The organism is Glaciimonas sp. GNP009 (assembly GCF_054343755.1).
Map to the genome: position 1 here is coordinate 5,037,539 of NZ_JBTGUV010000004.1, position 22,257 is coordinate 5,059,795.

General features: G+C 48.6%; 16 protein-coding genes and 1 tRNA gene. 6 read left to right on the forward strand and 11 right to left on the reverse strand.

Annotation, left to right across the window (positions count from 1 at the left end; translation table 11 throughout):
• Window positions 1–4: 4 nt before the first annotated feature.
• From odhB to ACXX82_RS23230, 9 genes are all read right to left on the reverse strand, one after another.
• Entirely contained in the window at window positions 5–1,267 is a 1,263-nt protein-coding gene (gene odhB, locus ACXX82_RS23190) for a 2-oxoglutarate dehydrogenase complex dihydrolipoyllysine-residue succinyltransferase (protein WP_322238782.1), read from the reverse strand.
• Window positions 1,268–1,328: 61 nt separating this feature from the next.
• A complete protein-coding gene (locus ACXX82_RS23195; RefSeq protein WP_458563794.1) occupies window positions 1,329–4,184 on the reverse strand; it encodes a 2-oxoglutarate dehydrogenase E1 component in 2,856 nt (951 codons plus the stop codon).
• A 338-nt stretch (window positions 4,185–4,522) separates the two neighbouring features.
• Window positions 4,523–5,836: a citrate synthase gene (gltA, locus tag ACXX82_RS23200; RefSeq protein WP_322238786.1), complete on the reverse strand. Its 1,314-nt coding sequence runs from the start codon at window positions 5,834–5,836 to the stop codon at window positions 4,523–4,525.
• A 124-nt stretch (window positions 5,837–5,960) separates the two neighbouring features.
• Window positions 5,961–6,230 (reverse strand): FAD assembly factor SdhE, encoded by a 270-nt coding sequence (locus ACXX82_RS23205; protein ID WP_322238788.1) that lies wholly within the window; start codon window positions 6,228–6,230, stop codon window positions 5,961–5,963.
• 344 nt (window positions 6,231–6,574) lie between these two features.
• A complete protein-coding gene (locus ACXX82_RS23210; RefSeq protein ID WP_322238790.1) occupies window positions 6,575–7,285 on the reverse strand; it encodes a succinate dehydrogenase iron-sulfur subunit in 711 nt (236 codons plus the stop codon).
• A gap of 12 nt (window positions 7,286–7,297) precedes the next feature.
• Entirely contained in the window at window positions 7,298–9,076 is a 1,779-nt protein-coding gene (gene sdhA / locus ACXX82_RS23215; RefSeq protein WP_322238792.1) for a succinate dehydrogenase flavoprotein subunit, read from the reverse strand.
• 2 nt (window positions 9,077–9,078) lie between these two features.
• Window positions 9,079–9,444, reverse strand: a complete 366-nt coding sequence (gene sdhD, locus ACXX82_RS23220; protein WP_458563795.1) for a succinate dehydrogenase, hydrophobic membrane anchor protein — start codon at window positions 9,442–9,444, stop codon at window positions 9,079–9,081.
• Between the two features lie 2 nt (window positions 9,445–9,446).
• The gene (gene sdhC / locus ACXX82_RS23225; protein ID WP_322238795.1) at window positions 9,447–9,863 is read right to left on the reverse strand and encodes a succinate dehydrogenase, cytochrome b556 subunit; all 417 of its coding nucleotides are present in this window, start codon (window positions 9,861–9,863) and stop codon (window positions 9,447–9,449) included.
• Window positions 9,864–10,145: 282 nt separating this feature from the next.
• On the reverse strand, window positions 10,146–10,934 hold the full coding sequence (locus ACXX82_RS23230) for a GntR family transcriptional regulator (protein WP_322238797.1): 789 nt from the start codon (window positions 10,932–10,934) through the stop codon (window positions 10,146–10,148).
• A 370-nt stretch (window positions 10,935–11,304) separates the two neighbouring features.
• Between ACXX82_RS23230 and ACXX82_RS23235 the strand changes: the two genes are divergently transcribed.
• From ACXX82_RS23235 to ACXX82_RS23255, 5 genes are all read left to right on the forward strand, one after another.
• A complete protein-coding gene (locus ACXX82_RS23235) occupies window positions 11,305–12,294 on the forward strand; it encodes a malate dehydrogenase (protein ID WP_205320665.1) in 990 nt (329 codons plus the stop codon).
• A gap of 359 nt (window positions 12,295–12,653) precedes the next feature.
• Complete coding sequence (locus tag ACXX82_RS23240; RefSeq protein ID WP_458563796.1) at window positions 12,654–13,628, forward strand: HpcH/HpaI aldolase/citrate lyase family protein; 975 nt, start codon at window positions 12,654–12,656, stop codon at window positions 13,626–13,628.
• Window positions 13,629–13,711: 83 nt separating this feature from the next.
• A complete protein-coding gene (locus ACXX82_RS23245) occupies window positions 13,712–14,239 on the forward strand; it encodes a hypothetical protein (RefSeq protein WP_322238801.1) in 528 nt (175 codons plus the stop codon).
• A gap of 326 nt (window positions 14,240–14,565) precedes the next feature.
• Window positions 14,566–17,289: an aconitate hydratase AcnA gene (gene acnA / locus ACXX82_RS23250; RefSeq protein WP_458563797.1), complete on the forward strand. Its 2,724-nt coding sequence runs from the start codon at window positions 14,566–14,568 to the stop codon at window positions 17,287–17,289.
• A gap of 227 nt (window positions 17,290–17,516) precedes the next feature.
• Window positions 17,517–18,773, forward strand: a complete 1,257-nt coding sequence (locus tag ACXX82_RS23255) for a DUF2863 family protein (protein WP_322238805.1) — start codon at window positions 17,517–17,519, stop codon at window positions 18,771–18,773.
• Between the two features lie 94 nt (window positions 18,774–18,867).
• Here the strand turns inward: ACXX82_RS23255 and ACXX82_RS23260 are convergent, their stop codons facing one another.
• Complete coding sequence (locus tag ACXX82_RS23260) at window positions 18,868–19,989, reverse strand: M14 family metallopeptidase (protein WP_322238807.1); 1,122 nt, start codon at window positions 19,987–19,989, stop codon at window positions 18,868–18,870.
• 133 nt (window positions 19,990–20,122) lie between these two features.
• On the opposite strand from ACXX82_RS23260, the gene ACXX82_RS23265 reads away from it, so the two are divergent.
• A tRNA-Pro gene (locus tag ACXX82_RS23265) sits at window positions 20,123–20,199 on the forward strand.
• 317 nt (window positions 20,200–20,516) lie between these two features.
• Here the strand turns inward: ACXX82_RS23265 and ACXX82_RS23270 are convergent.
• The gene (locus ACXX82_RS23270; protein WP_458563798.1) at window positions 20,517–22,187 is read right to left on the reverse strand and encodes a class I adenylate-forming enzyme family protein; all 1,671 of its coding nucleotides are present in this window, start codon (window positions 22,185–22,187) and stop codon (window positions 20,517–20,519) included.
• Window positions 22,188–22,257: the final 70 nt, after the last annotated feature.

Below are 22,257 nucleotides of genomic sequence, written 5' to 3' on the forward strand. Positions count from 1 at the left end.
GAAATTACAAGTCCAGCAACATGCGTGCAGGATCTTCCAGCGCATCCTTGATAGCGACTAATGCCAATACTGCTTCACGACCGTCGATGATACGGTGATCGTAAGACATTGCCAGATAGTTCATCGGACGAATAACGATTTGGCCATTTTCAACGACAGCACGGTCCTTAGTGGCATGAACGCCCAAGATCGCAGACTGTGGAGGATTGATAATCGGCGTCGACAGCATCGATCCGAATGTTCCACCGTTTGAGATTGAGAAAGTACCGCCGGTCAGATCTTCCATTGTCAGCTTGCCGTCACGTGCTTTAGCACCGAACTCGCCAATTTTCTTTTCGATCTGCGCGATCGACATTTGATCAGCATCACGCAACACAGGGACGACCAAACCACGTGGCGAACCAACGGCGATACCAATATCAAAATAGCCATGGTACAAAATATCGTTACCGTCAACGGAAGCATTAACGACAGGGTATTTCTTCAACGCTGCGACAGCTGCTTTGACAAAGAAGGACATGAACCCAAGCTTAACGCCGTGCTCTTTTTCAAATTTATCTTTGTACTTGGTCCGTAAATCGATAACAGGTTGCATGTTGACTTCATTGAATGTAGTCAAGATTGCGTTAGTCGCTTGCGATTGCAGTAAACGTTCAGCGATACGCGCGCGCAAGCGGCTCATCGGCACGCGCTCTTCCGGACGCTCTTCTTTGCTAGCTTTGTTTGGCGCAGCAACTTGTTGCAAGGCTGGTTTAGCAGCCGGAGCTGCAACCGCTGGTGCTGGCGTGGCTGGCTTCGCTGCCAACGTTGTCAGCACATCACCTTTAGTTACGCGACCATCTTTGCCGCTACCTGCGACCTGCGTTGCTGAAAGGTTATTTTCCGAAAGTAACTTGGCTGCTGCCGGCATAGCAATACCCGCTGCGGAGGTGCTTGCAAGTTCTGGGGCGGCAACAGGTGTCGTTGCATGGCCAGGTTGCGGCACCGGTATCGGCGTTACTTCCATCGGGCTTACTTTAGCTGCTGCATCAGTATCGATAATCGCGATGATCTGACCTGCAACAACAGTAGCGCCATCCGGCTCCACAATTTGTACGACTACACCATCATTTGGCGCTGGCAATTCCAGCACCACTTTATCTGTTTCAATATCGATTAGGTTCTCATCGCGTGCGACTGGATCGCCTACTTTTTTATGCCATTGCAACAGGGTTGCTTCAGCGACAGATTCTGAAAGTTGGGGGACTTTAACTTCTATAAGTGCCATGGAATTCTCCGTATGGGTTTTGCATCCGGCACGCCTTGTTTGTGGCGTGCCTTTGCTTCAGTTATTTGGTAAGAACAAAGCCCTTAAGCTTTGAAAATGCAGTATCAAGCAATGTTTTTAGTTGCGCGTAATGCTTGTCGTAGTAACCCACGGCAGGCGATGCACTGGCTGGACGACCTGCATAAGCAAGCTTTTGACCATCACCCAGATTTTCAAAAATATTATGTTGAATCTGCAACCACGCACCTTGGTTTTGCGGCTCGTCTTGCGCCCAAACCAATTCATTAAAGTTTGGAAATTGCTTCAATTCAGCTGCAAATGCCTTGTGCGGGAACGGATACAGTTGTTCCAGACGAATAATAGCGACGTCGGCTTGACCGCGTTCTTTACGCGCATTTACCAGATCGTAATAAATCTTGCCAGAACAAGCGATGATACGCTTCACCTTTTTAGCATCGATCTTGTCATCAACTTCACCGATGACGGTCTGGAATGAACCCTTTGCCAAATCAGACAAAGGCGAACCGGCATCCTTATTACGCAGCAATGATTTCGGCGTCATGATAATGAGCGGCTTGCGGAACAGACGAATCATCTGACGGCGCAGCAAATGGAAAATCTGCGCTGAAGTAGTCGGCTGAACAACCTGCATGTTGTTATCTGCACATAATTGCAAGAAGCGCTCGAGACGTGCCGACGAGTGTTCCGGTCCCTGGCCTTCATAGCCATGTGGCAGCATCATTACTAACCCTGACGCACGCCCCCATTTCACTTCGCCGGAGCTGATGAATTGGTCAATAACAACTTGTGCACCGTTGGCAAAATCGCCGAATTGCGCTTCCCAAATCGTTAAAGTATTCGGTTCTGCTGTCGAATAACCGTACTCAAATCCCAGAACCGCTTCTTCAGATAATACAGAGTCAATAACATTGAAAGGCGCTTGCTGATCAGAGACATTTTGCAGCGGAATATAACTACCGGCATCCCAACGCTCACGATTTTGATCATGCAATACTGCGTGACGATGTACGAAAGTACCGCGACCGGCATCTTGCCCGGTTAAGCGAATCGTATAACCGGAAGACACCAGAGACGCATAGGCCAGATGCTCGCCCATACCCCAGTCAAGGTTGAGTTCGCCGCGGCCCATAGTCGCACGATCATTGAGCACTTTTTCGACCAGCGCGTGGACTTTAAAATCATCCGGCACCTTTGTAATGCGCGCAGCTAAACGTTTCAGTTCAGTCATTGGCACAGCAGTATCGGCAGCGTCGGTCCATTTGCGATTTAAGAACGGCAACCAATCAACGGCATACTTGCTCTTAAAATTGGTAATGACAGGGTCGATTGTGTGCTTACCTGCATCCATCGCATCGCGATAGGCCTTGACCATAGCATCGCCCTCACCGGCTTCAATTGTGCCTTGTGCGGTCAATTTGTCGGCATACACTTTACGCGTACCCGGATGCTGTGCAATCTTTTTGTACATCAGCGGTTGTGTCAATGCTGGTGTATCTTGTTCGTTATGGCCAAGTTTGCGGAAGCAGATGATGTCCACAACAATGTCTTTTTTAAACTCAACGCGATAGTCAAGGGCGATCTGAGTTGCGAAAACAACTGCTTCTGGATCATCCGCATTGACGTGAAGAACAGGTGCTTCAATCATCTTGACCACGTCTGAGCAATACAGCGTCGAACGTGAGTCGCGTGGATCGGAAGTAGTAAAGCCAATCTGATTGTTAATGACGATGTGAACAGTACCACCGGTGCCGTAACCGCGAGTTTGCGCCAGGTTTAACGTTTCCATTACAACGCCTTGCCCTGCAAATGCGGCATCGCCATGCACCAGGATTGGCAAAACTTGCGCGCCGTCTTTGTCGCCACGACGTTCCATACGTGCCTTGACCGATCCCTCGACCACTGGGTTGACGATCTCAAGATGCGATGGATTAAACGCCAGCGACAGATGGACAGGGCCGCCTGGGCTAGTGATGTCCGATGAAAAACCTTGATGGTACTTTACGTCACCGGCAGGCAAATCATCGCCGTGCTTACCTTCAAACTCGGCAAACAATTCTTGCGGCATTTTGCCCAAAGTATTGACCAGAACGTTAAGGCGGCCACGATGGGCCATACCGATAACGATTTCCTGGATACCTTTTTCGCCGCCGCGTTGAATCGTTTCATCGAGTGAAACGATAAAACTTTCGCCGCCCTCTAGTGAGAAACGCTTTTGTCCGACATAACGTGTGTGTAGATAGCGCTCCAAACCTTCAGCAGCTGTCAAACGTTCAAGAATGTGTTTTTTCTTTTCAATCGTCAGCGTCGGTGCAGAGCGAGTCGACTCGAGACGTTCTTGTATCCAGCGCTTTTCAGTTGGGTCACTAACGTACATATACTCAGCGCCAATCGAACGGCAATAAGTATCGCGCAATGAATTCAACAGATCGCGAAGCGTAGAGGTCTCTGTGCCGAAATAGGTATTGCTGATGTTGAACACAATGTCCATGTCCGCATCAGTAAATCCATAGAACGTCGGATCCAGCTCAGGAATAGCCAAACGTTCTTGGCGCTGCAGCGGATCTAGATTGGCCCAGCGCGAACCGAGGTAACGATATGCAGCGATTAGCTGAGTTGCGGCTACGCGTTTACGTCCCATTTCAGCATCAGCTGAAGCGGAAATTGTCCGAATTGGACCTTGCTTTGCGCGTTCGGCAAATGATGCTACGACCGTTGCATGCGCTACATCGGGCTTATCTGTGCCATCGACGGCAGGCACATGTTGCATGGCGTCAAAGTACGCACGCCAGTTATCTGAAACAGATCCGGGATTATCAAGGTACGACTCGTACAGTTCTTCAATGTACGGTGCGTTACCTCCGAAGAGATACGAATTGGAGCCATATTGCTGCATCATATTGCTCACCTTTCTTCGCGTTTCGCGAGATTAGCGGGTTAACAAAACCTTCCGCGACACGGCCTGACCGGTTAGCGGATTGCACATCAAGTTGTGGGGAAGGGATCAAATTACAACTTCTTATTACTGTATTCTTTTCAACTAACGCAATTAGTTCTAAACGTGTGCTCACACTTTGCAATTTTGTCATCTTTGCCACTTCAATTAAGGACGCAATACAAAACCTGAAGCTATCCGTTGCAAACGCGATCAAAACTATTGATGCAGTAGAATAGCATAACTCCTATTCAACAATACAAAAAAAGCGAATCATTCGATTCGCTTTTTTGATATTTACATTACTTACTTGCAGTACGACTTTCGATTGACACGACATCGCGAGTCGGAGAACCGATAAATAATTGGCGCGGACGACCAATTTTTTGCTCAGGGTCCGAGATCATTTCGTTCCATTGCGCGATCCAACCTACAGTACGCGCCATTGCGAAGATTCCGGTAAATAGAGAAACTGGAATGCCCAATGCTGATTGAACGATACCTGAATAGAAGTCAACATTCGGATAAAGTTTGCGAGAGACAAAATATTCGTCTTCTAGCGCGACTTTTTCTAGCGCCATGGCTAGCTTGAATAAAGGATCGTTTTCCAATCCCAACTCTGCCAACACTTCGTAGCAAGTTTCACGCATCAACTTGGCACGTGGATCGTAGTTTTTGTAGACACGATGACCAAAGCCCATCAGCTTAACAGTCGAGTTTTTGTCCTTAACTTGTCTTACGAATTCAGGAATATTATCGACGGTACCGATTTCTTTCAGCATATTGAGTGCAGCTTCGTTCGCGCCGCCGTGTGCTGGGCCCCACAAACAAGCAATACCAGCAGCGATACAGGCAAACGGATTTGCGCCGCTTGAACCAGCCAGACGCACTGTTGATGTCGAAGCATTTTGCTCGTGATCAGCGTGCAAGATCAAAATACGATCGAGGGCACGAACCAGAACGTCGCTGACTTTGTACTCTGCGCATGGCGTTGAGAACATCATGTGCATGAAGTTTGCGCTGTACGACAAATCGTTACGTGGATATACAAACGGTTGTCCGACGTTATATTTGTAGGCCATTGCGACTAGCGTTGGCAACTTGGCGATCAAACGAATAGCCGAAACTTCACGGTGACGCGGGTCAGTAATGTCTAGCGAATCATGATAAAACGAAGACAACGCGCCCACTGTGCCAACCAATACAGCCATAGGATGCGCATCGCGACGGAAACCACGGAAGAAAAATTGCATTTGTTCGTGGACCATGGTGTGTGTCGTCACGGTTGCGTCAAAGGTTTCTTTTTCTTCTGCTGTTGGCAATTCACCATTCAGAAGCAAATAACACGTTTCCAGAAAATCGCAATTTACAGCTAATTGCTCAATCGGGTAACCGCGATAAAGTAGTTCGCCCTTGTCGCCATCGATATAGGTAATCGATGAATTACATGCAGCGGTCGACATAAAACCCGGGTCATAAGTAAACTTGCCGGTCGCACCATATAACTTACGGATATCGATAACTTCAGGACCCACGGTCCCTTTGTAGATTGGAAAATCGATCGATGGGCTACCATCAGAAAATGATAGTGTGGCTTTCGTTTCAGCGTTGGTCATGGCTCTTCCCTCTTTAGCAGGTAATGCTTGAATCAAAAATAAAATACGTTTATACGCACTGCTTCGCCGCATGCTGGCTTATGCATCACACTGACAATATGGTCAATGGCGGGTTTATCTTTGCTCAGATTACGCGTAATCGCGCTACCAAAGCATGAACCTGAGGCAAATCCACTTCGCCCTCGGCCTCGTTGCGTCCCATCAGCAAATTCATCAGATCACCGTCGGATAAGTCCATCAATCGCGTGAAGGCATCGACATCAACGTCCGTCATGGTTGACTCATTTGCATCCAAAAATCTGGTGAGAATTAAATCATTTTCCAAAAGACCGCGCCGCGCGCGCCAGCGCAATCTTGCGCGCTTTGCTGGGTCGTCCTGGTGGGTGATGGTCATGATTTACTTGATTCCAATTAGTGCAATGGCAATGTTAAACCACTGTCGATGTAAACTTTATCCCGCAGCAGTTACTGCGAACCAGACAAGTGACAATATGAAGTTGTTTTTGAAACCTTGTGTCAGGCACACATAGTGTGTTCTGTGACTGAGCAGCCCAAATGGTCTTCTCGTAAAAAATACAAAAAAACTTTGCGTGAATAACCTGCAGCATCCTCACTTTGTGTCTGATCGGCTTTGCTTAGACTGCAATTCAAAACAATGTTGTTTCTTAATTGTCGACTCACCTTCCAGTTACGATGATCCGTCATAGACGAATCATCGACTGATAGTGCTTATACTATTTATACCGCGCGACGAACCATCAGTTCTTTAATCTTGCCGATTGCTGCATTAGGGTTCAATCCCTTAGGGCAAACATCAACGCAATTCATGATTGAACGACACCGGAATAAACGATACGGATCTTCCAGGTTATCCAAGCGCTCACCAGTAGCCTCATCGCGACTATCAGCGATAAAACGGTAAGCTTGTAACAAACCAGCCGGACCGACAAACTTGTCTGGATTCCACCAAAATGACGGACAAGACGTAGAACAGCAAGCACAAAGAATACACTCGTACAAGCCATCTAGCTCTTCACGCTGCTCTGGGGTCTGCAAACGTTCTTTTTCCGGCGGAATACTGTTGTTGATCAGGTATGGCTTAACTGAATCGTATTGTTTGAAGAACTGCGTCATATCAACGATCAGATCGCGAATCACCGGCAAGCCTGGTAACGGCCTTAGGATGATCGGCTCAGACAATTCATTCAAATTAGTTGTACACGCCAAACCATTTTTGCCGTTGATATTCATGGCATCAGAACCACAAACGCCTTCACGACATGAGCGACGGAGTGACAACGAATCATCAACATCTGCCTTGATACGTTGCAATGCATCAAGTAACATCTTATCCGTCGGCAATAGTTCAACCGTCAGGTCTTGCATGTAAGGCTTTGTATCCTTGTCCGGATCGTAGCGATAGATTTTAAATTTAACTGTACGTGACATGGCTAGACCTTATTAGAAAGTACGTGGTTTTGGCTTGAACGTATCAACCGTCAGGGGCTTGGTAATCACCGGTTTGTAATCGAGACGATTACCTTCGGAGTACCACAACGAGTGCTTCATCCAGTTCTCATCGTCGCGCTTTTCGTAATCTCGATGCGCGTGAGCGCCGCGTGACTCCTTACGGGCAGCGGCGGCCGTAATAGTTGCCTTGGCTACTTCGATCATGTTATCGAGTTCAAGTGCTTCAACCCGCGCAGTGTTGAAAACCATCGACTTATCTTTGAACGAGACATTCTTGCGACGCTCATCAAGGATCATAATTTCTTTGTAACCTTGCTGGAGCAATTCATCCGTCCGAAACACGCCACAATAGTGCTGCATCGTCTTACGGATATCATTGGCAACATCTTGTACGCGCTCAGTACCTGTGCTTGTTTCCAGTTTTGCGACACGCGCCATAGAAGCGTCGGTTGCATCAGCAGGAAGAGGTTTATTGCTGCGCTCTTTTAGCTTGCTGTCAACAATATGGTTACCGGCTGCGCGACCAAATACAACCAGATCCAGCAGTGAGTTAGTACCCAGTCGATTAGCACCGTGCACCGATACGCAGGCACATTCGCCAATCGCATACAAGCCATTTACAATCGCGTTAGGAATGCCATCTTTCGGCACTACTACCTGACCATAAACGTTAGTCGGAATACCACCCATTTGATAATGGATCGTTGGTACGACCGGGATAGGCTCTTTAAGCGCATCGACGTTGGCAAACTTGTGACCGATTTCAAGGATGGATGGAAGGCGCTTTTTGATGGTCTCAGCGCCAATGTGGCGAAGATCCAGCATCAGGTGATCTTTATTAGGACCGCAACCGCGACCTTCTTTAATTTCCTGGTCCATTGACCGCGACACGAAGTCACGTGGTGCCAGATCCTTCAATGTTGGAGCATAACGCTCCATGAAACGCTCACCTTCGGAATTGATGAGAATACCACCTTCACCCCGAACGCCTTCAGTAATCAACACACCAGCACCGGCAACACCGGTTGGGTGAAACTGCCAAAACTCCATATCTTCCAACGGAATGCCAGCACGCGCCACCATACCCATACCATCACCGGTATTGATAAATGCATTAGTTGACGCCGCCCAGATACGGCCAGCACCACCAGTTGCCATGACAGTTGTCTTGGCTTCCAACATCATGATCTCGCCAGTCTCCATCTCAAGAGCAAGTACTCCGAGTACGTCGCCGTCAGCGTCTTTCACCAAATCAATCGCCATCCACTCAACGAAGAAGTGGGTCTTGGCGCGAACATTACGCTGATATAACGTATGCAACAATGCATGACCGGTACGGTCAGCTGCAGCACAGGCACGGGCGACCGGTTTTTCACCGAAGTGAGCCGAATGACCACCGAACGGACGCTGATAAATCGTACCGTCAGCGTTACGGTCGAATGGCATACCCAAATGCTCTAGTTCGTACACGGCTTTCGCCGCTTCGCGACACATAAACTCAATAGCGTCCTGATCACCTAAGTAATCAGAACCCTTGACTGTGTCAAACATGTGCCAGTACCAATTGTCCTCTGACATGTTCCCCAGAGAGGCACCGATACCGCCCTGCGCTGCAACTGTATGCGAGCGCGTAGGGAAAACTTTAGACAAAACGGCGACATTTAAACCAGCTTCCGCCAACTGTAGCGAAGCACGCATACCGGAACCACCGGCACCAACGATTACCGCATCAAAGCGGCGTGTAGGAATTGTGGGTTTAATAGCTGCCACGATTACACTCTCCACAAAATCTGCGCCGCCCATCCGGCACAACCGACTAGCCACAAAATTGTGGCAACTTGCAATACCAGTCGCAGAGCAACCGGCTTAACGTAATCCATCCAGATATCACGCACGCCAATCCATGCGTGAAAAAACAGTGCTGCCAGCGCGACGAAAGTCGCCAGCTTAAACCACTGGTGCGAGAACAATCCCGCCCAACCTTGATAACTAAAATCGCTTGCGGTCAAAAAGGAGATCAACAGAATAACGGTATAAATCGCCATTACAACTGCGGTAGCGCGTTGCGCAAGCCAGTCACGCAAACCGTAATGTGCACCAACGACTAAGCGCTTAGACCCAATATTATTATTCGCCATTTTTAGAATGCTCCGAACAGTTTTAACGCGACCACTAGCGCCAGCGGCAAGCTAATTGCAAATACGCCGACTGCGGATTTGCGGGCGCTATCCTTGTCGAGGCCGACATGGTTATCCATAACCAGATGACGAATACCAGCGCAGAAGTGATGCAGATATGCCCATGACAGCGCCAGGATAATCAATTTGACGAACCAGTTGGATGTAATGCCCTTGAAGTATTCAAATGAACCTTCAGACACCAGACTTGTGTCAAGCAGGAACAGAATGAAAGGCAATAACAAAAACATCAACAAGCCGCTAATACGGTGCAAAATCGAAATAAAACCTGCCAAAGGCAAGCGATATCCAATAATTTGACTTATGTGAATGTTACGAAATTGTGGCCGCTGATTTTTTTCGGCTTCGGCATCAGACATAACGGGGGTTCTCCTCAGTTTTAAAACAATTGCGTGATTTTCGCTTATTTTGGTGCAGCACACCATTAGTTCTTAAGTATTCAGCAAAATTACCTCAGAAAAATCCAATTATCATCTAATTGGCAGAGTTAATTTAGTCATAAAGCCTTTAAATATCATTCCAATCTAGCATCTTACGACAACCTGCTATTCGGTGAAATTGCGCCCCTATTTATTGTATTGCTCGCTTTTTCCACACCGATTTAGTCGGTATTACACTGCGCCGACTTCCCTAAAACACACTTAACTCAATTCATTCTGATAGTGATGGCGATCAGTCACATACAGCCCACGCCTAACTTCCACCGGTTTGTCGCCATACGTGAACGACACGCGCTCGACACTTAATAACGGTGACATCGGCGGCACAGACAGTAATTGTGCCACTTCCGTATCCGCGCTCGCAGCACGTATTTGCTCAGTGGCGCGAATCATTCGTGTAGCAAATTCAGTCTCAAACAAGCCATACATGGGCCCACGATATTCAACTAGCCGCTCCAGGGTTAAGCTCTTGAATATCGCGCCAGGCAACCATAACTCCTCAAGTATTGTCGGCGCACCCTCAAATGACATAACGCGCTTGACGAATACTACCGAATCTCCGGATTTCATGTTTAGGAGGCGTGCAATTTCCGCCGGAGCGCGTAAACGCTTAAGCTCAATAACTCTTTTATCGGCCGGCTTAGGCTGTCCATCGTCAGGCATTAAACGCAAAAATCTAAATTGCGCCTTGTCTTCGTGGTGCGTCGCAACAAAAGTACCTTTTCCCTGACGTCTCACCACTAAGTTTTCTGCGGCTAATTCGTCGATCGCTTTACGGACAGTTCCTTGACTTACCTTGAATCTGTTCCCTAGCTCTACCTCGCTGGGAATAAGTTCGCCCGGCTTCCACTCTCCCGACTGTAAGCGCAGCATAATAAGTGCTTTAATTTGCTGATAGAGCGGACTAAAGGTTGGGGATGCTGCAGGGACGACAGCACTGCCGACGTTGACTGGATCAGTGCTAATCATATTGGATGGGATGGAACTCATAACTTACGATTTCAACACATAAACACCCATATAGTCCAGCACAAAATCTCTTGGTAAGATGTCTTATATAAGATATAAGATAGTCATTGACAGACCAACTTCACGCGCCTACACTCGCGGGAAACCGTTATTAGATTGAGGTTATTTGTTTATTGGCTGCTTTTGGTCACAGGAAACATCTGACCAATAAAATATCTGATAAACGTTGCTGCTTCTGATTTTTTTGCTTATCACTGCTTTCGTCGTCCGTCAGCATTGATATTGGCTATAAGCTGTTCGCTAAAACAAACTGACGCACGCTGTTTTCGACGGTATCATAGTAGATCAGGTATACAGATTACGCTTTTCATCACCACTCTGGAGATTCAACATGGCTAAAACCCCAATGCGTGTTGCCGTAACCGGCGCAGCTGGTCAAATCGGTTATTCCCTTTTATTTCGCATCGCCAACGGCGACTTGCTCGGCAAAGACCAACCGGTCATTTTGCAATTGCTAGAAATTCCTGACGAAAAAGCCCAAAAAGCACTAAAGGGCGTCATTATGGAAATCGACGATTGCGCATTCCCGTTACTGGCTGGCGTTACTGCACATAGTGATCCGCTAACCGCGTTTAAGGATATCGACGTCGCCCTACTAGTCGGCGCACGTCCTCGCGGCCCTGGCATGGAGCGTAAGGATCTGCTCGAAGCCAATGCGCAAATTTTTACCGTTCAAGGTAAAGCTCTGGATGCAGTCGCCTCACGCAATGTGAAAGTATTGGTCGTTGGCAATCCAGCTAACACTAACGCTTACATCGCGATGAAATCGGCACCTAACCTGCCAGCGAAAAACTTCACTGCAATGCTGCGTCTAGATCATAACCGTGCATTGTCGCAAGTCGCGGCTAAGTCCGGCAAGCCAGTCGCCTCTATTGAAAAAATGTTCGTTTGGGGTAATCACTCACCAACGATGTACGCTGACTATCGCTACGCGACAGTTGACGGCCAGTCGGTAAAAGATTTGATCAATGATCATGAGTGGAATAAAGACGTTTTCTTGCCAACAGTTGGTAAGCGCGGCGCCGCCATTATTGAAGCGCGTGGTTTATCGTCGGCAGCATCGGCAGCCAACGCAGCAATTGATCATGTGCGTGACTGGGTCCTTGGCACCAACGGCAAATGGACTACCATGGGTGTCCCATCGGACGGTTCATATGGCATTCCGGAAGGCACTATTTTCGGCTTCCCAGTGACGACCGAAAACGGCGAATACACCATCGTTCAAGGCTTGGAAATCGACGCATTCTCTCAAGAGCGTATCAACGTCACGTTGAACGAACTGTTGGAAGAGCGTGAAGGCGTTAAACATTTGGTTGGCTAATCTGGTGCATTAAAACGTGCGATCTTTAACCGGTCGCATGCTGCAAAACTGATGCGGGCAACATTTTTCAGATTTGCCTTCGTCAGTTGTTTCAAGCGCATTGATACACATAGTTTGATACACAGAAATTGTTTACTGTAATAAGAATAAAAGAACCAAGAACCAAGAACCAAGAATTAACTTGAGAAATAAGAACCATCTGTAGTAATTATCATAAATAGTTAGTTATATTTAGTTGTTAGTAGCCGTATGATGTTTTAAATAAATAGCAATTTGATCGCTGTTAAAAATTATCGCATCGTTATTGCAACTCGCTGGCAATACCCCTAATTGAGTTCATTTAAGTCAAGCTAAGTCGTATGAATCCTACCGAGGTTTTATTCCTAGGCAAACATCCACCGGTCTTATTGCCGGCGTGTGACCATTACGCCGGTTCAGAAAAGCTCATGCGCAAATCGGTCTCGCTTCAACACGACCTAGGCCCGGTATTTGATATTACGTTCGATTGCGAAGATGGTGCGGCTGCCGGTAATGAGGCTGCTCATGCACGATTGGTATCAGAGGTTATTGCGAGTGCCGACAATCGGTTTAACCGTATCGGTGCGCGCGTCCATGACATCAGCAGTAGTTTTTTCGAGCAAGATGTAGAGATTATTTGCCGGAAAGCGGCGACTCTTGCCTACCTGATGGTCCCCAAGGTGGAAAGCCTTGCCGATGTCAGCACCGCTATCGATCTGATCAATCACCATAGTCAACGCGCTGGCCGCGAGACTTTACCAGTCCATGTTCTGATTGAAACTCACGGCGCGCTTGCCGATGTCGCAGCGATCGCTGCCCTTCCCCAGGTTGAGTCGCTGTCGTTTGGAATTATGGATTTTGTTTCATCCCATTACGGCGCAATTCCCGGCGCTGCTATGCGTTCACCGGGTCAGTTCACCCACGCTTTGGTGACGCGCGCCAAGCTTGAGATATCTGCCGCCTGTCATGCACACGGCAAAACCCCTTCGCATAACGTCACGACAGAGATACACGACAGCGCAGTCGTCGCAGACGATGCCCATCGCGCCAGAATGGCATTCGGTTACACGCGGATGTGGAGTATCCATCCGCAGCAAATACGCTTCATTTTGGGCGCATTTTCTCCAACCGAGTCAGAAGTGAGCGACGCGACTCACATTTTACTTGCCGCCCAAAAGGCGGATTGGGGTCCAATCCAGCATCTCTGCACATTGCATGATCGTGCCAGCTATCGGTATTATTGGACCGTTTTACAGCGAGCGAAAAACAATGGCGTAGTACTGCCGCCGCTTGCTAATAGTTTATTTACGAATTAAACATTGCACTTTTTTTAGCTTACTAATATTGTAGCGCGCCCATTGATGTAATTAATAACTGCCCAACCAACAGTTCAGACAATATGAAAAAAACTCTCTCTATTCTTAGCTTGCTGTGCGCTAGCTTGATGATAACGGCACCATTAACATCCATCGCACAAACCACTACAGGTCAACCAGCAGCAACGAAAAAAGTAGTGAAGAAAAAAGTTGCCAAGAAAAATACCGGCAAGAAAGCCATCCCTGCAGCAGAAGTGGACGACGGTGAAGATGAAGGCACTCCCGATATCAAAGTCGCCGTGGCGGTCGAATACAACTGCGAACTGGGAAATAAATTAACCATTTATCGCAACGCCGCAGACCCCAAACACATTGCATTACGTTGGGGAAAAACCCTGCATCGTCTAACCAATGTAGCGACGACGACTGGTGCAGACCGATTTGAAAATCACAAATATGGCTTGGTATGGATCGGCATTCCGGCAAAAGGCATGCTGCTCGATTCTAAAAAAGGACAGCAATTGGCCAACGAATGTAAATCGCCGGAGCAAAATGTGGCTCCTGCGGCAGCACCGGCGGCTAACCTCATAGCTGAGCCAGTGCACGGTTAATAGAATTAAAATGCAGTAATACACCCGCATACCGGGCTACGACGATCATCATGGCTAACTCACGAAGAGCAGCCATGGTTGTGTCGCGCTCTTGTCCTATTACATTGTCCTATTATTTTGTAAGTGGTACAGCAGCGTTCAAAGTATCTTTTTGGTATTTTTGAAAGTGAAAAAATATGTGTGTAAGAAGTTGACGTTTTTGACGCGCAGTGCAATAAATTTTGCGTTAAAAATCGATGTCGATTACCTATTCAAACCGTCCCAAAAAGCAACTTAAGCTAAGTACCAAGTACCGTTTTACTCAGATTGTAAATCAAGGAGAAACCATGTCACGCAACACGTTGAACACCCTCAAGGAATTTAAAATTTCCGATACCAAGAAAGGCAAATTTTATTCCTTGCCTGCACTTGAAAAGAAACTTGGCATCAACATTTCACGCCTTCCGGTCTCCATCCGTATCGTGCTGGAATCAGTGCTGCGTAATTGCGACGGCAAGAAAGTAACGGAAGAACATGTCCGCCAATTAGCTGCGTGGAACGCAACTGGCGCGCGTACAGAAGAAATTCCGTTCGTCGTCTCTCGTGTTGTACTGCAAGATTTCACCGGCGTCCCGCTGCTGGCTGACTTGGCTGCTATGCGTAACGTTGCCGCACAACTCGGTAAAGACCCGAAGAATATTGAGCCGTTGGTGCCGGTTGATCTGGTCGTTGACCATTCCGTACAGATCGATCATTTCCGCGAAAAGAAAGCACTAGACCTCAATATGAAACTGGAATTCCAGCGCAATAATGAGCGCTACCAGTTCATGAAATGGGGCATGCAAGCCTTTGATACGTTCGGCGTCGTTCCTCCAGGTTTTGGTATCGTCCACCAGGTTAACCTGGAATATCTAGCACGCGGTGTGCATAAAAAGGGTGACGTATTTTATCCAGATACATTAGTCGGTACTGATTCCCACACCACCATGATTAACGGTATCGGCGTAGTCGGCTGGGGCGTTGGCGGTATTGAAGCAGAAGCCGGTATGCTCGGTCAGCCAGTATATTTCCTGACACCAGATGTCGTCGGCGTCAATCTGGTCGGCCAATTGCGCGAAGGTTGTACTGCGACTGACTTGGTCCTGACCATCACAGAACTACTGCGTAAAGCAAAAGTTGTTGGCAAATTTGTTGAGTTCTTCGGCGAAGGCACAGCGTCCCTCAGCCTGACTGATCGCGCAACTATCGCCAACATGGCACCAGAATATGGCGCAACGATGGGTTTCTTCCCAGTCGACGAAGCAACGCTTGACTACTTCAAGGGCACTGGCCGCAGCAAGGCAGAAATCTCAGCTTTCGAAGGCTATTTCCGCGCGCAAAAATTGTTCGGCATTCCAAAAGAAGGCGACATCGATTACACCACTGTCATCGAACTTGATTTGAGAACAGTTGCACCATCATTGGCGGGTCCGAAACGTCCACAAGATCGTATCGAAATTGGCAATGTAAAAAATAACTTCGCTGAACTATTCAGTAAGTCTGCTGCAGAAAGTGGATTCAACAAAAAAGCAGAAGATCTTGACGCTAAATACGTCAACACCGACGGCGTCGGCCTGATGAACGGCGATGTATTGATCGCCGCGATTACTTCATGTACTAACACATCTAACCCAAGCGTCATGCTGGCGGCTGGTCTGCTGGCTAAAAAAGCAGTTGAAGCGGGTCTCAAAGTCTCACCACACATCAAGACCTCGCTAGCACCTGGTTCACGTGTTGTGACTGAATACCTGACCGCTGCCGGTCTGCTTCCGTACCTGGAAAAGCTGGGCTTTGGTGTCACCGCATACGGTTGCACCACTTGTATAGGTAACGCAGGTGATTTGACGCCGGCGATGAACGAAGCGATTGTCAAAAACGACGTCGTTGCGTCAGCAATTTTGTCCGGCAACCGTAACTTCGAAGCACGGATTCACCCGAACATTCGCTCCAACTTTCTGGCATCGCCACCGTTGGTCGTGGCATACGCCATTGCCGGTAACATGACACGCGATCTGATGACTGAGCCAGTTGGCCGTGGCAAAGGCAAAGATGGTAAAGCCAAAGACATCTATCTTGGCGATATCTGGCCGACTTCGCAAGAAGTTGCCAAGCTCATGAAATTTGCGATGAATGCCAAGACTTTCAAGGCAAACTACGCAGACGTCAAAGGCGCACCTGGCAAGTTGTGGGAAGGCATCAAGGGCGTAGCCCAAGGGGAAGTCTATAACTGGCCAACTTCGACGTACATTGCCGAGCCTCCATTCTTCCAAGATTTCACTATGGAACCAAAGCCAGCTGCTACTGGCATCACTGGCGCGCGGGCATTGGGCGTATTCGGCGACTCCATCACAACCGACCACATCTCACCAGCCGGTGCGATCAAAGAATCCAGCCCAGCTGGTAAATGGTTAGCTGAAAACGGTGTCTTGAAAGCCGACTTCAACTCCTACGGTTCACGTCGTGGAAACCATGAAATCATGATGCGCGGCACTTTTGCCAACGTGCGTATCAAAAATTTGATGATTCCGGCAACGCCAGACGGTTCACGTGTTGAAGGCGGTATTACACTGCATCAACCAGCCGCTGTAGAGATGTCAATTTACGATGCTGCGATGCAATACGTCCATGATGGCGTTCCGACCATGGTCTTCGCTGGCGAAGAATACGGTACAGGTTCGTCGCGTGACTGGGCAGCTAAAGGTACACAACTACTAGGCGTAAAAGCAGTTTTCGCGCGTTCGTTTGAGCGTATTCACCGTTCGAATCTGGTCGGCATGGGCGTGTTGCCATTGCAGTTCCTAGGTACCGACAGCGTTGATACACTTGGCATTACAGGCGATGAGACTTTCGACCTTAAGGGTATCGATGGAGAAATCAAGCCACAACAAGATGCAACACTTGTGATACATCGTGCAAATGGCGACATCCAGGAAGTCACGGTTCTGTTACGCATCGATACACCAATCGAAGTTGACTACTACAAGCATGGCGGTATTCTGCCATTCGTGTTGCGTCAGTTATTGGCTGCCTAAAATAATCTAAATTAGATTATCTGAAATTAGCCGGGTTACTTGTGACTCTAAAGAACCCTGCTTCGGTATAGTAGGCTGGATTTAAAGCGTACTGACAGCAAAAAACGCCGGACTATTTACTTGGTCCGGCGTTTTTTTTCGTCCCTGCATGCATACTCCACTACAATAGAAGTATTCAATTCGGCAGTCTGCTGCCTCATTCAACACGCTAAGTATCAAACACCTCTATGCGCCGTCCGTCTAAATCACCTCGTAAGTTCTCCGCTGACAGCCACCGACTGACTGAACTCGCACAAGCCCTTGTACTTGCCTCTAGTCGTATGGAACAACGTGCTTGGGAACACGATATCGATACTCATCTGAATAAACTCTTGAAGGGCCATCATCAAGAACCAATCGACAGCGCACTAGAACAATTATTCCCGGACCAGGCCGACGCTTATGATGCTTTGATGGATGCAGTGGAAGCCTGTAGCGAATCGTCCGTGATTGAGCAAAATGGGATTCAATACGATACCCTTTTAGTCGCAATGCCAATATTGGCATGGACCCGATTTTCCATTGCATCCGGAAACGTGCCACCCGACATGGTCACCACACTGACTAGCCATTTGCACGCGCACATACTGGCCCCTGGCGTCCTCGTCGCACTCATGCCTACCTTGTACGCCATAGATCAGTTGCCGCGCTCCCACGCTGACACCTACACATTGATGCAGCGTATGACGCAGGCGGCGCTCACAGGAACAATCGTTACCAATCCACCTAATGCACCTGAAACTGCGCCATTTTTAGCCGACACCCGCTATTTACTAGCCACGCTGGTAGTCCCGACCGGGCATGCGTTCTTTTGCTGGCAACCGGGCGCTGCCAGCGTTACCACCATCGGCACAGCCAGCACCGCGATGAAAAAGGCCGTCGCACTCGAACATTGGCAGGCGCAGGTAACGCCGAATATCAGTCGCCTTTTACCTGGATGCGGTATCGATTTATTGTTGCCCGAAGCGTATTTTGTCGCTTGCCGTGAAGGCGATAAACAGATCCGTCCGGTCTCTTTACGGGCTGCAAGTTATTACCTTGCCACTACGCTAGAAATCGAAAGCAAGGATCTGCATGTGACAATCGGACGATTTAGCGAAGAACCTGAAAGCAACCGAGTTGATGAATATAGGATCGGTTTTTCTATCGGGCAAACTAGCGAAATCATCTACGGCGTCGTCTGGCCACTGTACGGCCAGGAAGAGGCCATTGAAGAACCAACCGATCAGGCTGAATCCGACGCAGAAAGCCAAACGCCGTTGGAGCAAATTTTGTCGTTATTGCGCGAGTGCGGCATCAATGACATACAACGCCACGATGAGTTATTTGCGATGGAATTCTGTGACGATTGCGGATCACCATTTTATGCTGACCCAGAAGGCGAATTAGTACACCCTGAAATGCCAGAGGACGCACCGCCCAGCGGATCGACACATTTTCACTAAGATAAACGCGTGTAGTCGACACAAGATCGATTGCAAAAAAAATGCCGCGACGATAAAACGTACGCGGCATTTTTTACATCTGCCGACAATTTTTTTAAGCAAACGCCTTCAAAATCGGTTGTAAACTTGCGGCGCCAAGTCGTGCACTCCGCGCACCGTTCCAACCATTTGTAACGTCGGGCAAATTCGCATTATCCTTAAATGGCAACTCCAGCGTCAACGACAAACATTTAAATGTATGGCCAACATATTTTGAAGCAAGCGCCAACATCTCGGCATTGTACTTACCCGCACCATAGCCATATTTGCTCTGAAAATCCGGGCTAGCACTTTCAAAGTTCGCGATGAATTTAATTTGCTCCATCGCCTGTTCTGCCGTAAATCCTTCCAGCATCTCAGAACCCGCAACAAAGATGTACGGCAATGCCTCATCACCATGAACATCTAAAAACAAATCACAACCAATTTCGTGAATCTTATTTTTGACTAAAAACACTTCCGGACTATTCTCAATAGAAGGTGTCATCCATTCACGATTCAAGTTAGCGCCAGCGGCATTAGTCCGCAAATTACCACGTACCGAACCATCCGGATTCATATTCGGGACGATGTAAAATACCGCCTCCTGCAAAACCCGTGTAGCGATGGGATTAGCGCCATCCAGCAACGCATCAACCAGCCCTTCAACAAACCATTCAGCCATCGTTTCACCTGGATGCTGACGCGCAATCACCCATACTTTTTTCGCCGCAGATGGATTCCCGATCACTAGCATATTCAAATCGCGACCGTCTACCGTAGAACCTAAATCTTCAACCGTTACCAAGGATGAGCGCCCTGCCCGCCCCAACAATCCCAAATGACGTTCCCATGTATAAGGCTCAAAATAAGCGTAATACACGCTATCGTGCTCAGGCGTATGCGATATGTTAAGAACCTGTCCATCAAAAGTGGTCGGCACACGAAACCAGGCCTCACGATCGTAACTGGCAACCGCCTGATAATCCTTCCAGCCGTTAGTATAAGTAGCCTGTCCAGCATTCATCAGGCTAATATCACAAGCCTCACCACGCGCCCCTTGCAATCGAAAATAAAACCACTGACAAAAATCCGCATGCGAGTCACTGCGAATATTCAACTCAATATGTTGAGGCTGTTCCGCCCGCAAAACTACGATGGCGCCACCATCAAAATGCTGGCTGATTTTTATTGGCATAAGATAATTAGGTTAACTTGACGACGGCAACTTCATTCGATGATTGAAGACAACGCTACGTCGCAATTTAGTTGAGACTTTAATAATCCACGTGGATTAAATTGCCCCTGCCCTGATATAATAACAGGCTAGTCGGGGCGTAGCGCAGCCTGGTAGCGTACTTGGATGGGGTCCAAGGGGTCGAGTGTTCGAATCACTCCGTCCCGACCAATAGAATCAAAGGGTTAGGCCAATCTTGCGATTGGCCTTTTCGTCTTTTAGGGCTCTAGAATAAAAATTAGGGTACAAAATGGCGACCGTGTATCGATGCCTTGAAATTCTTCTGTCAGCAAAATCTGGGTACAACTTTGTTTCAGATATTTTTACTGGGCAGCGAAGCTATGATCAACGCCTGTAATGCACAAAAGTATCCCCAAGAATCAATAAAACCACGTCTAATTTAATTTTCGTGCCCAATTCTTGCCAGCTTGTGCTTCCCAAACCACCAATTCACGGCGACTGCTAAGGAACCACAAGTCTGTCCCTGGTCAGGGAGCGTGGTAACGCACAGCTTGTGGTTGCACACGACCGCTTTGCACCCATTGCGTCAATTCACGTTTGAGGATTTTCCCGCTTGGGGTCATTGGAAACTCTTCCACCACCATGAAGTATTCCGGCATTTCATACTTGGATAAACCTTGTTGTGCGAGGTGCAGCAGTATCTCCTCGGCCGCAGGAGCTCTTTCATTAGCGATGATGGCGAGGCAGACCTTTTCGCCTAGTCGGGAATCTGCTACGCCGAATGCGACAGCCTTCTTCACGCTCTCGTGCCGAAGCGCAAAATCCTCAATGTGGGATGGATAAATATTGTAGCCGCCGCGTATGATGATGTCTTTTTTGCGCCCGATGATTTCCAGATTGCCCTCGTTGTCGAAGCGTCCGAGGTCTCCGCTCATGAACCAGCCGCTGCTATTGAAGGAGGATTCGGTTGCCGACTGATTGCTGAAGTAGCCTAACATCAGAACGCCTCCGCGGCCGCCAATTTCACCGATATCACCGGGTACTGCTTCTAAATCCGGATCGTCAGGTTGCCATAATCGAATTTCGTAGCCGGAACACGCTTTGCCGCAAGTACCGGTTATTACGCCAAAAGAGTCGGTCGGTTTGGTGTACTGATGCGAGCCGTTTTCAGTCATGCCATAGACGTTTTGAGGCTTAGCGCCGAGCGATAGTAGCCGGCTTGCGGTTTTATTCGGGATGTTTGATCCTGCCATGTAAAACACCTCGACGTCGCCAATGCGGGTAACGCCGCGCCGCTCAACTTCCTGCAACAAATCGATCGCGTGGGTCGGTACTCCCATTACATAGGTAGTCCGGGTGAGTTCGATCCAGTCGAGTGGCGCGATCCCGGCTAGGGGATCGTACATGACCAGCTCACATCCCGTCACCAGCGCTTGCTCCAGTGCAACGATGGCGACGTGGTGACTCATCGGACTTAAGGTCAGCACAATGGTCTTATGAGTCGGTCCCCAGTCAGCCACCAATGCACGACCGTTAGCCAACAGAGTGTTGTCGCTGTGCATGACCGCCTTCGGCATTCCGGTGGTGCCACTGGTAAATGCGAGGTACACAATCTGATCAGGGTGGGTACTCGGTAGCGGCAGCGGAATACGAGACGGTTGTCCAGTTAAGGGCATGTGGTACGCGCCAGGTGGCATATCGGTATCGGGTGCAAGTAGCGGCGGTAATGCATAGACCCGTTTCATCCCGCTTAGCGCGATGGCCTGCGCGAAAATATCCGAGGTTGCAGCGTCTGCTCCCCATCCGGGTTGCGCGAAAAGGGCCCGGCTTTCGATTCTTGTCAGCAACGTGACGATCTCTGCCACGGTGTAGTTCTGGTGTAATGAGGGATTGCAAATATACCCGTTGCGCGAACAGGCCAGCAGCACGACTACTGTTTCCACCCGGTTTGGTAGCCAGATCGAGACTCGATCACCGCGTCGCAATCCACTGTCATACAAATTAGCTGCCACGGCATCCACCCAGGCGACCAGCACGCGCCAGGTCAACCGGCGCGTGCTGTCACGCAGCGCGTAAGCGTTGCCACACTCCGTCGCATTGCGGCTCGCCAGAGAATACAAGGTATCCGTCTGCCATACGCCTGCGAGGTAGTTCTCCCTGGCAGCGGCCGGATCATGCAAGGTAAGAAGATGTGACATGCTGGTATTCTCCGAAAATGTCGTTCTTCAGTATCTGAAATGCGTTGGATCAGGCGTACCGTGCCTGATA

What these genes read in the sequence shown, in the direction of transcription:
- gltA (WP_322238786.1), bottom strand. Translation starts at nt 5,836, where the DNA reads ATGACCAACGCTGAAACGAAAGCCACACTATCATTTTCTGATGGTAGC.
- sdhC (WP_322238795.1), bottom strand. Translation starts at nt 9,863, where the DNA reads ATGTCTGATGCCGAAGCCGAAAAAAATCAGCGGCCACAATTTCGTAAC.
- ACXX82_RS23195 (WP_458563794.1), bottom strand. Translation starts at nt 4,184, where the DNA reads ATGATGCAGCAATATGGCTCCAATTCGTATCTCTTCGGAGGTAACGCA.
- ACXX82_RS23260 (WP_322238807.1), bottom strand. Translation starts at nt 19,989, where the DNA reads ATGCCAATAAAAATCAGCCAGCATTTTGATGGTGGCGCCATCGTAGTT.
- ACXX82_RS23245 (WP_322238801.1), top strand. Translation starts at nt 13,712, where the DNA reads ATGAAAAAAACTCTCTCTATTCTTAGCTTGCTGTGCGCTAGCTTGATG.
- ACXX82_RS23255 (WP_322238805.1), top strand. Translation starts at nt 17,517, where the DNA reads ATGCGCCGTCCGTCTAAATCACCTCGTAAGTTCTCCGCTGACAGCCAC.
- acnA (WP_458563797.1), top strand. Translation starts at nt 14,566, where the DNA reads ATGTCACGCAACACGTTGAACACCCTCAAGGAATTTAAAATTTCCGAT.
- sdhD (WP_458563795.1), bottom strand. Translation starts at nt 9,444, where the DNA reads ATGGCGAATAATAATATTGGGTCTAAGCGCTTAGTCGTTGGTGCACAT.
- ACXX82_RS23240 (WP_458563796.1), top strand. Translation starts at nt 12,654, where the DNA reads ATGAATCCTACCGAGGTTTTATTCCTAGGCAAACATCCACCGGTCTTA.
- ACXX82_RS23270 (WP_458563798.1), bottom strand. Translation starts at nt 22,187, where the DNA reads ATGTCACATCTTCTTACCTTGCATGATCCGGCCGCTGCCAGGGAGAAC.
- odhB (WP_322238782.1), bottom strand. Translation starts at nt 1,267, where the DNA reads ATGGCACTTATAGAAGTTAAAGTCCCCCAACTTTCAGAATCTGTCGCT.
- ACXX82_RS23235 (WP_205320665.1), top strand. Translation starts at nt 11,305, where the DNA reads ATGGCTAAAACCCCAATGCGTGTTGCCGTAACCGGCGCAGCTGGTCAA.
- ACXX82_RS23205 (WP_322238788.1), bottom strand. Translation starts at nt 6,230, where the DNA reads ATGACCATCACCCACCAGGACGACCCAGCAAAGCGCGCAAGATTGCGC.
- ACXX82_RS23230 (WP_322238797.1), bottom strand. Translation starts at nt 10,934, where the DNA reads ATGAGTTCCATCCCATCCAATATGATTAGCACTGATCCAGTCAACGTC.
- ACXX82_RS23210 (WP_322238790.1), bottom strand. Translation starts at nt 7,285, where the DNA reads ATGTCACGTACAGTTAAATTTAAAATCTATCGCTACGATCCGGACAAG.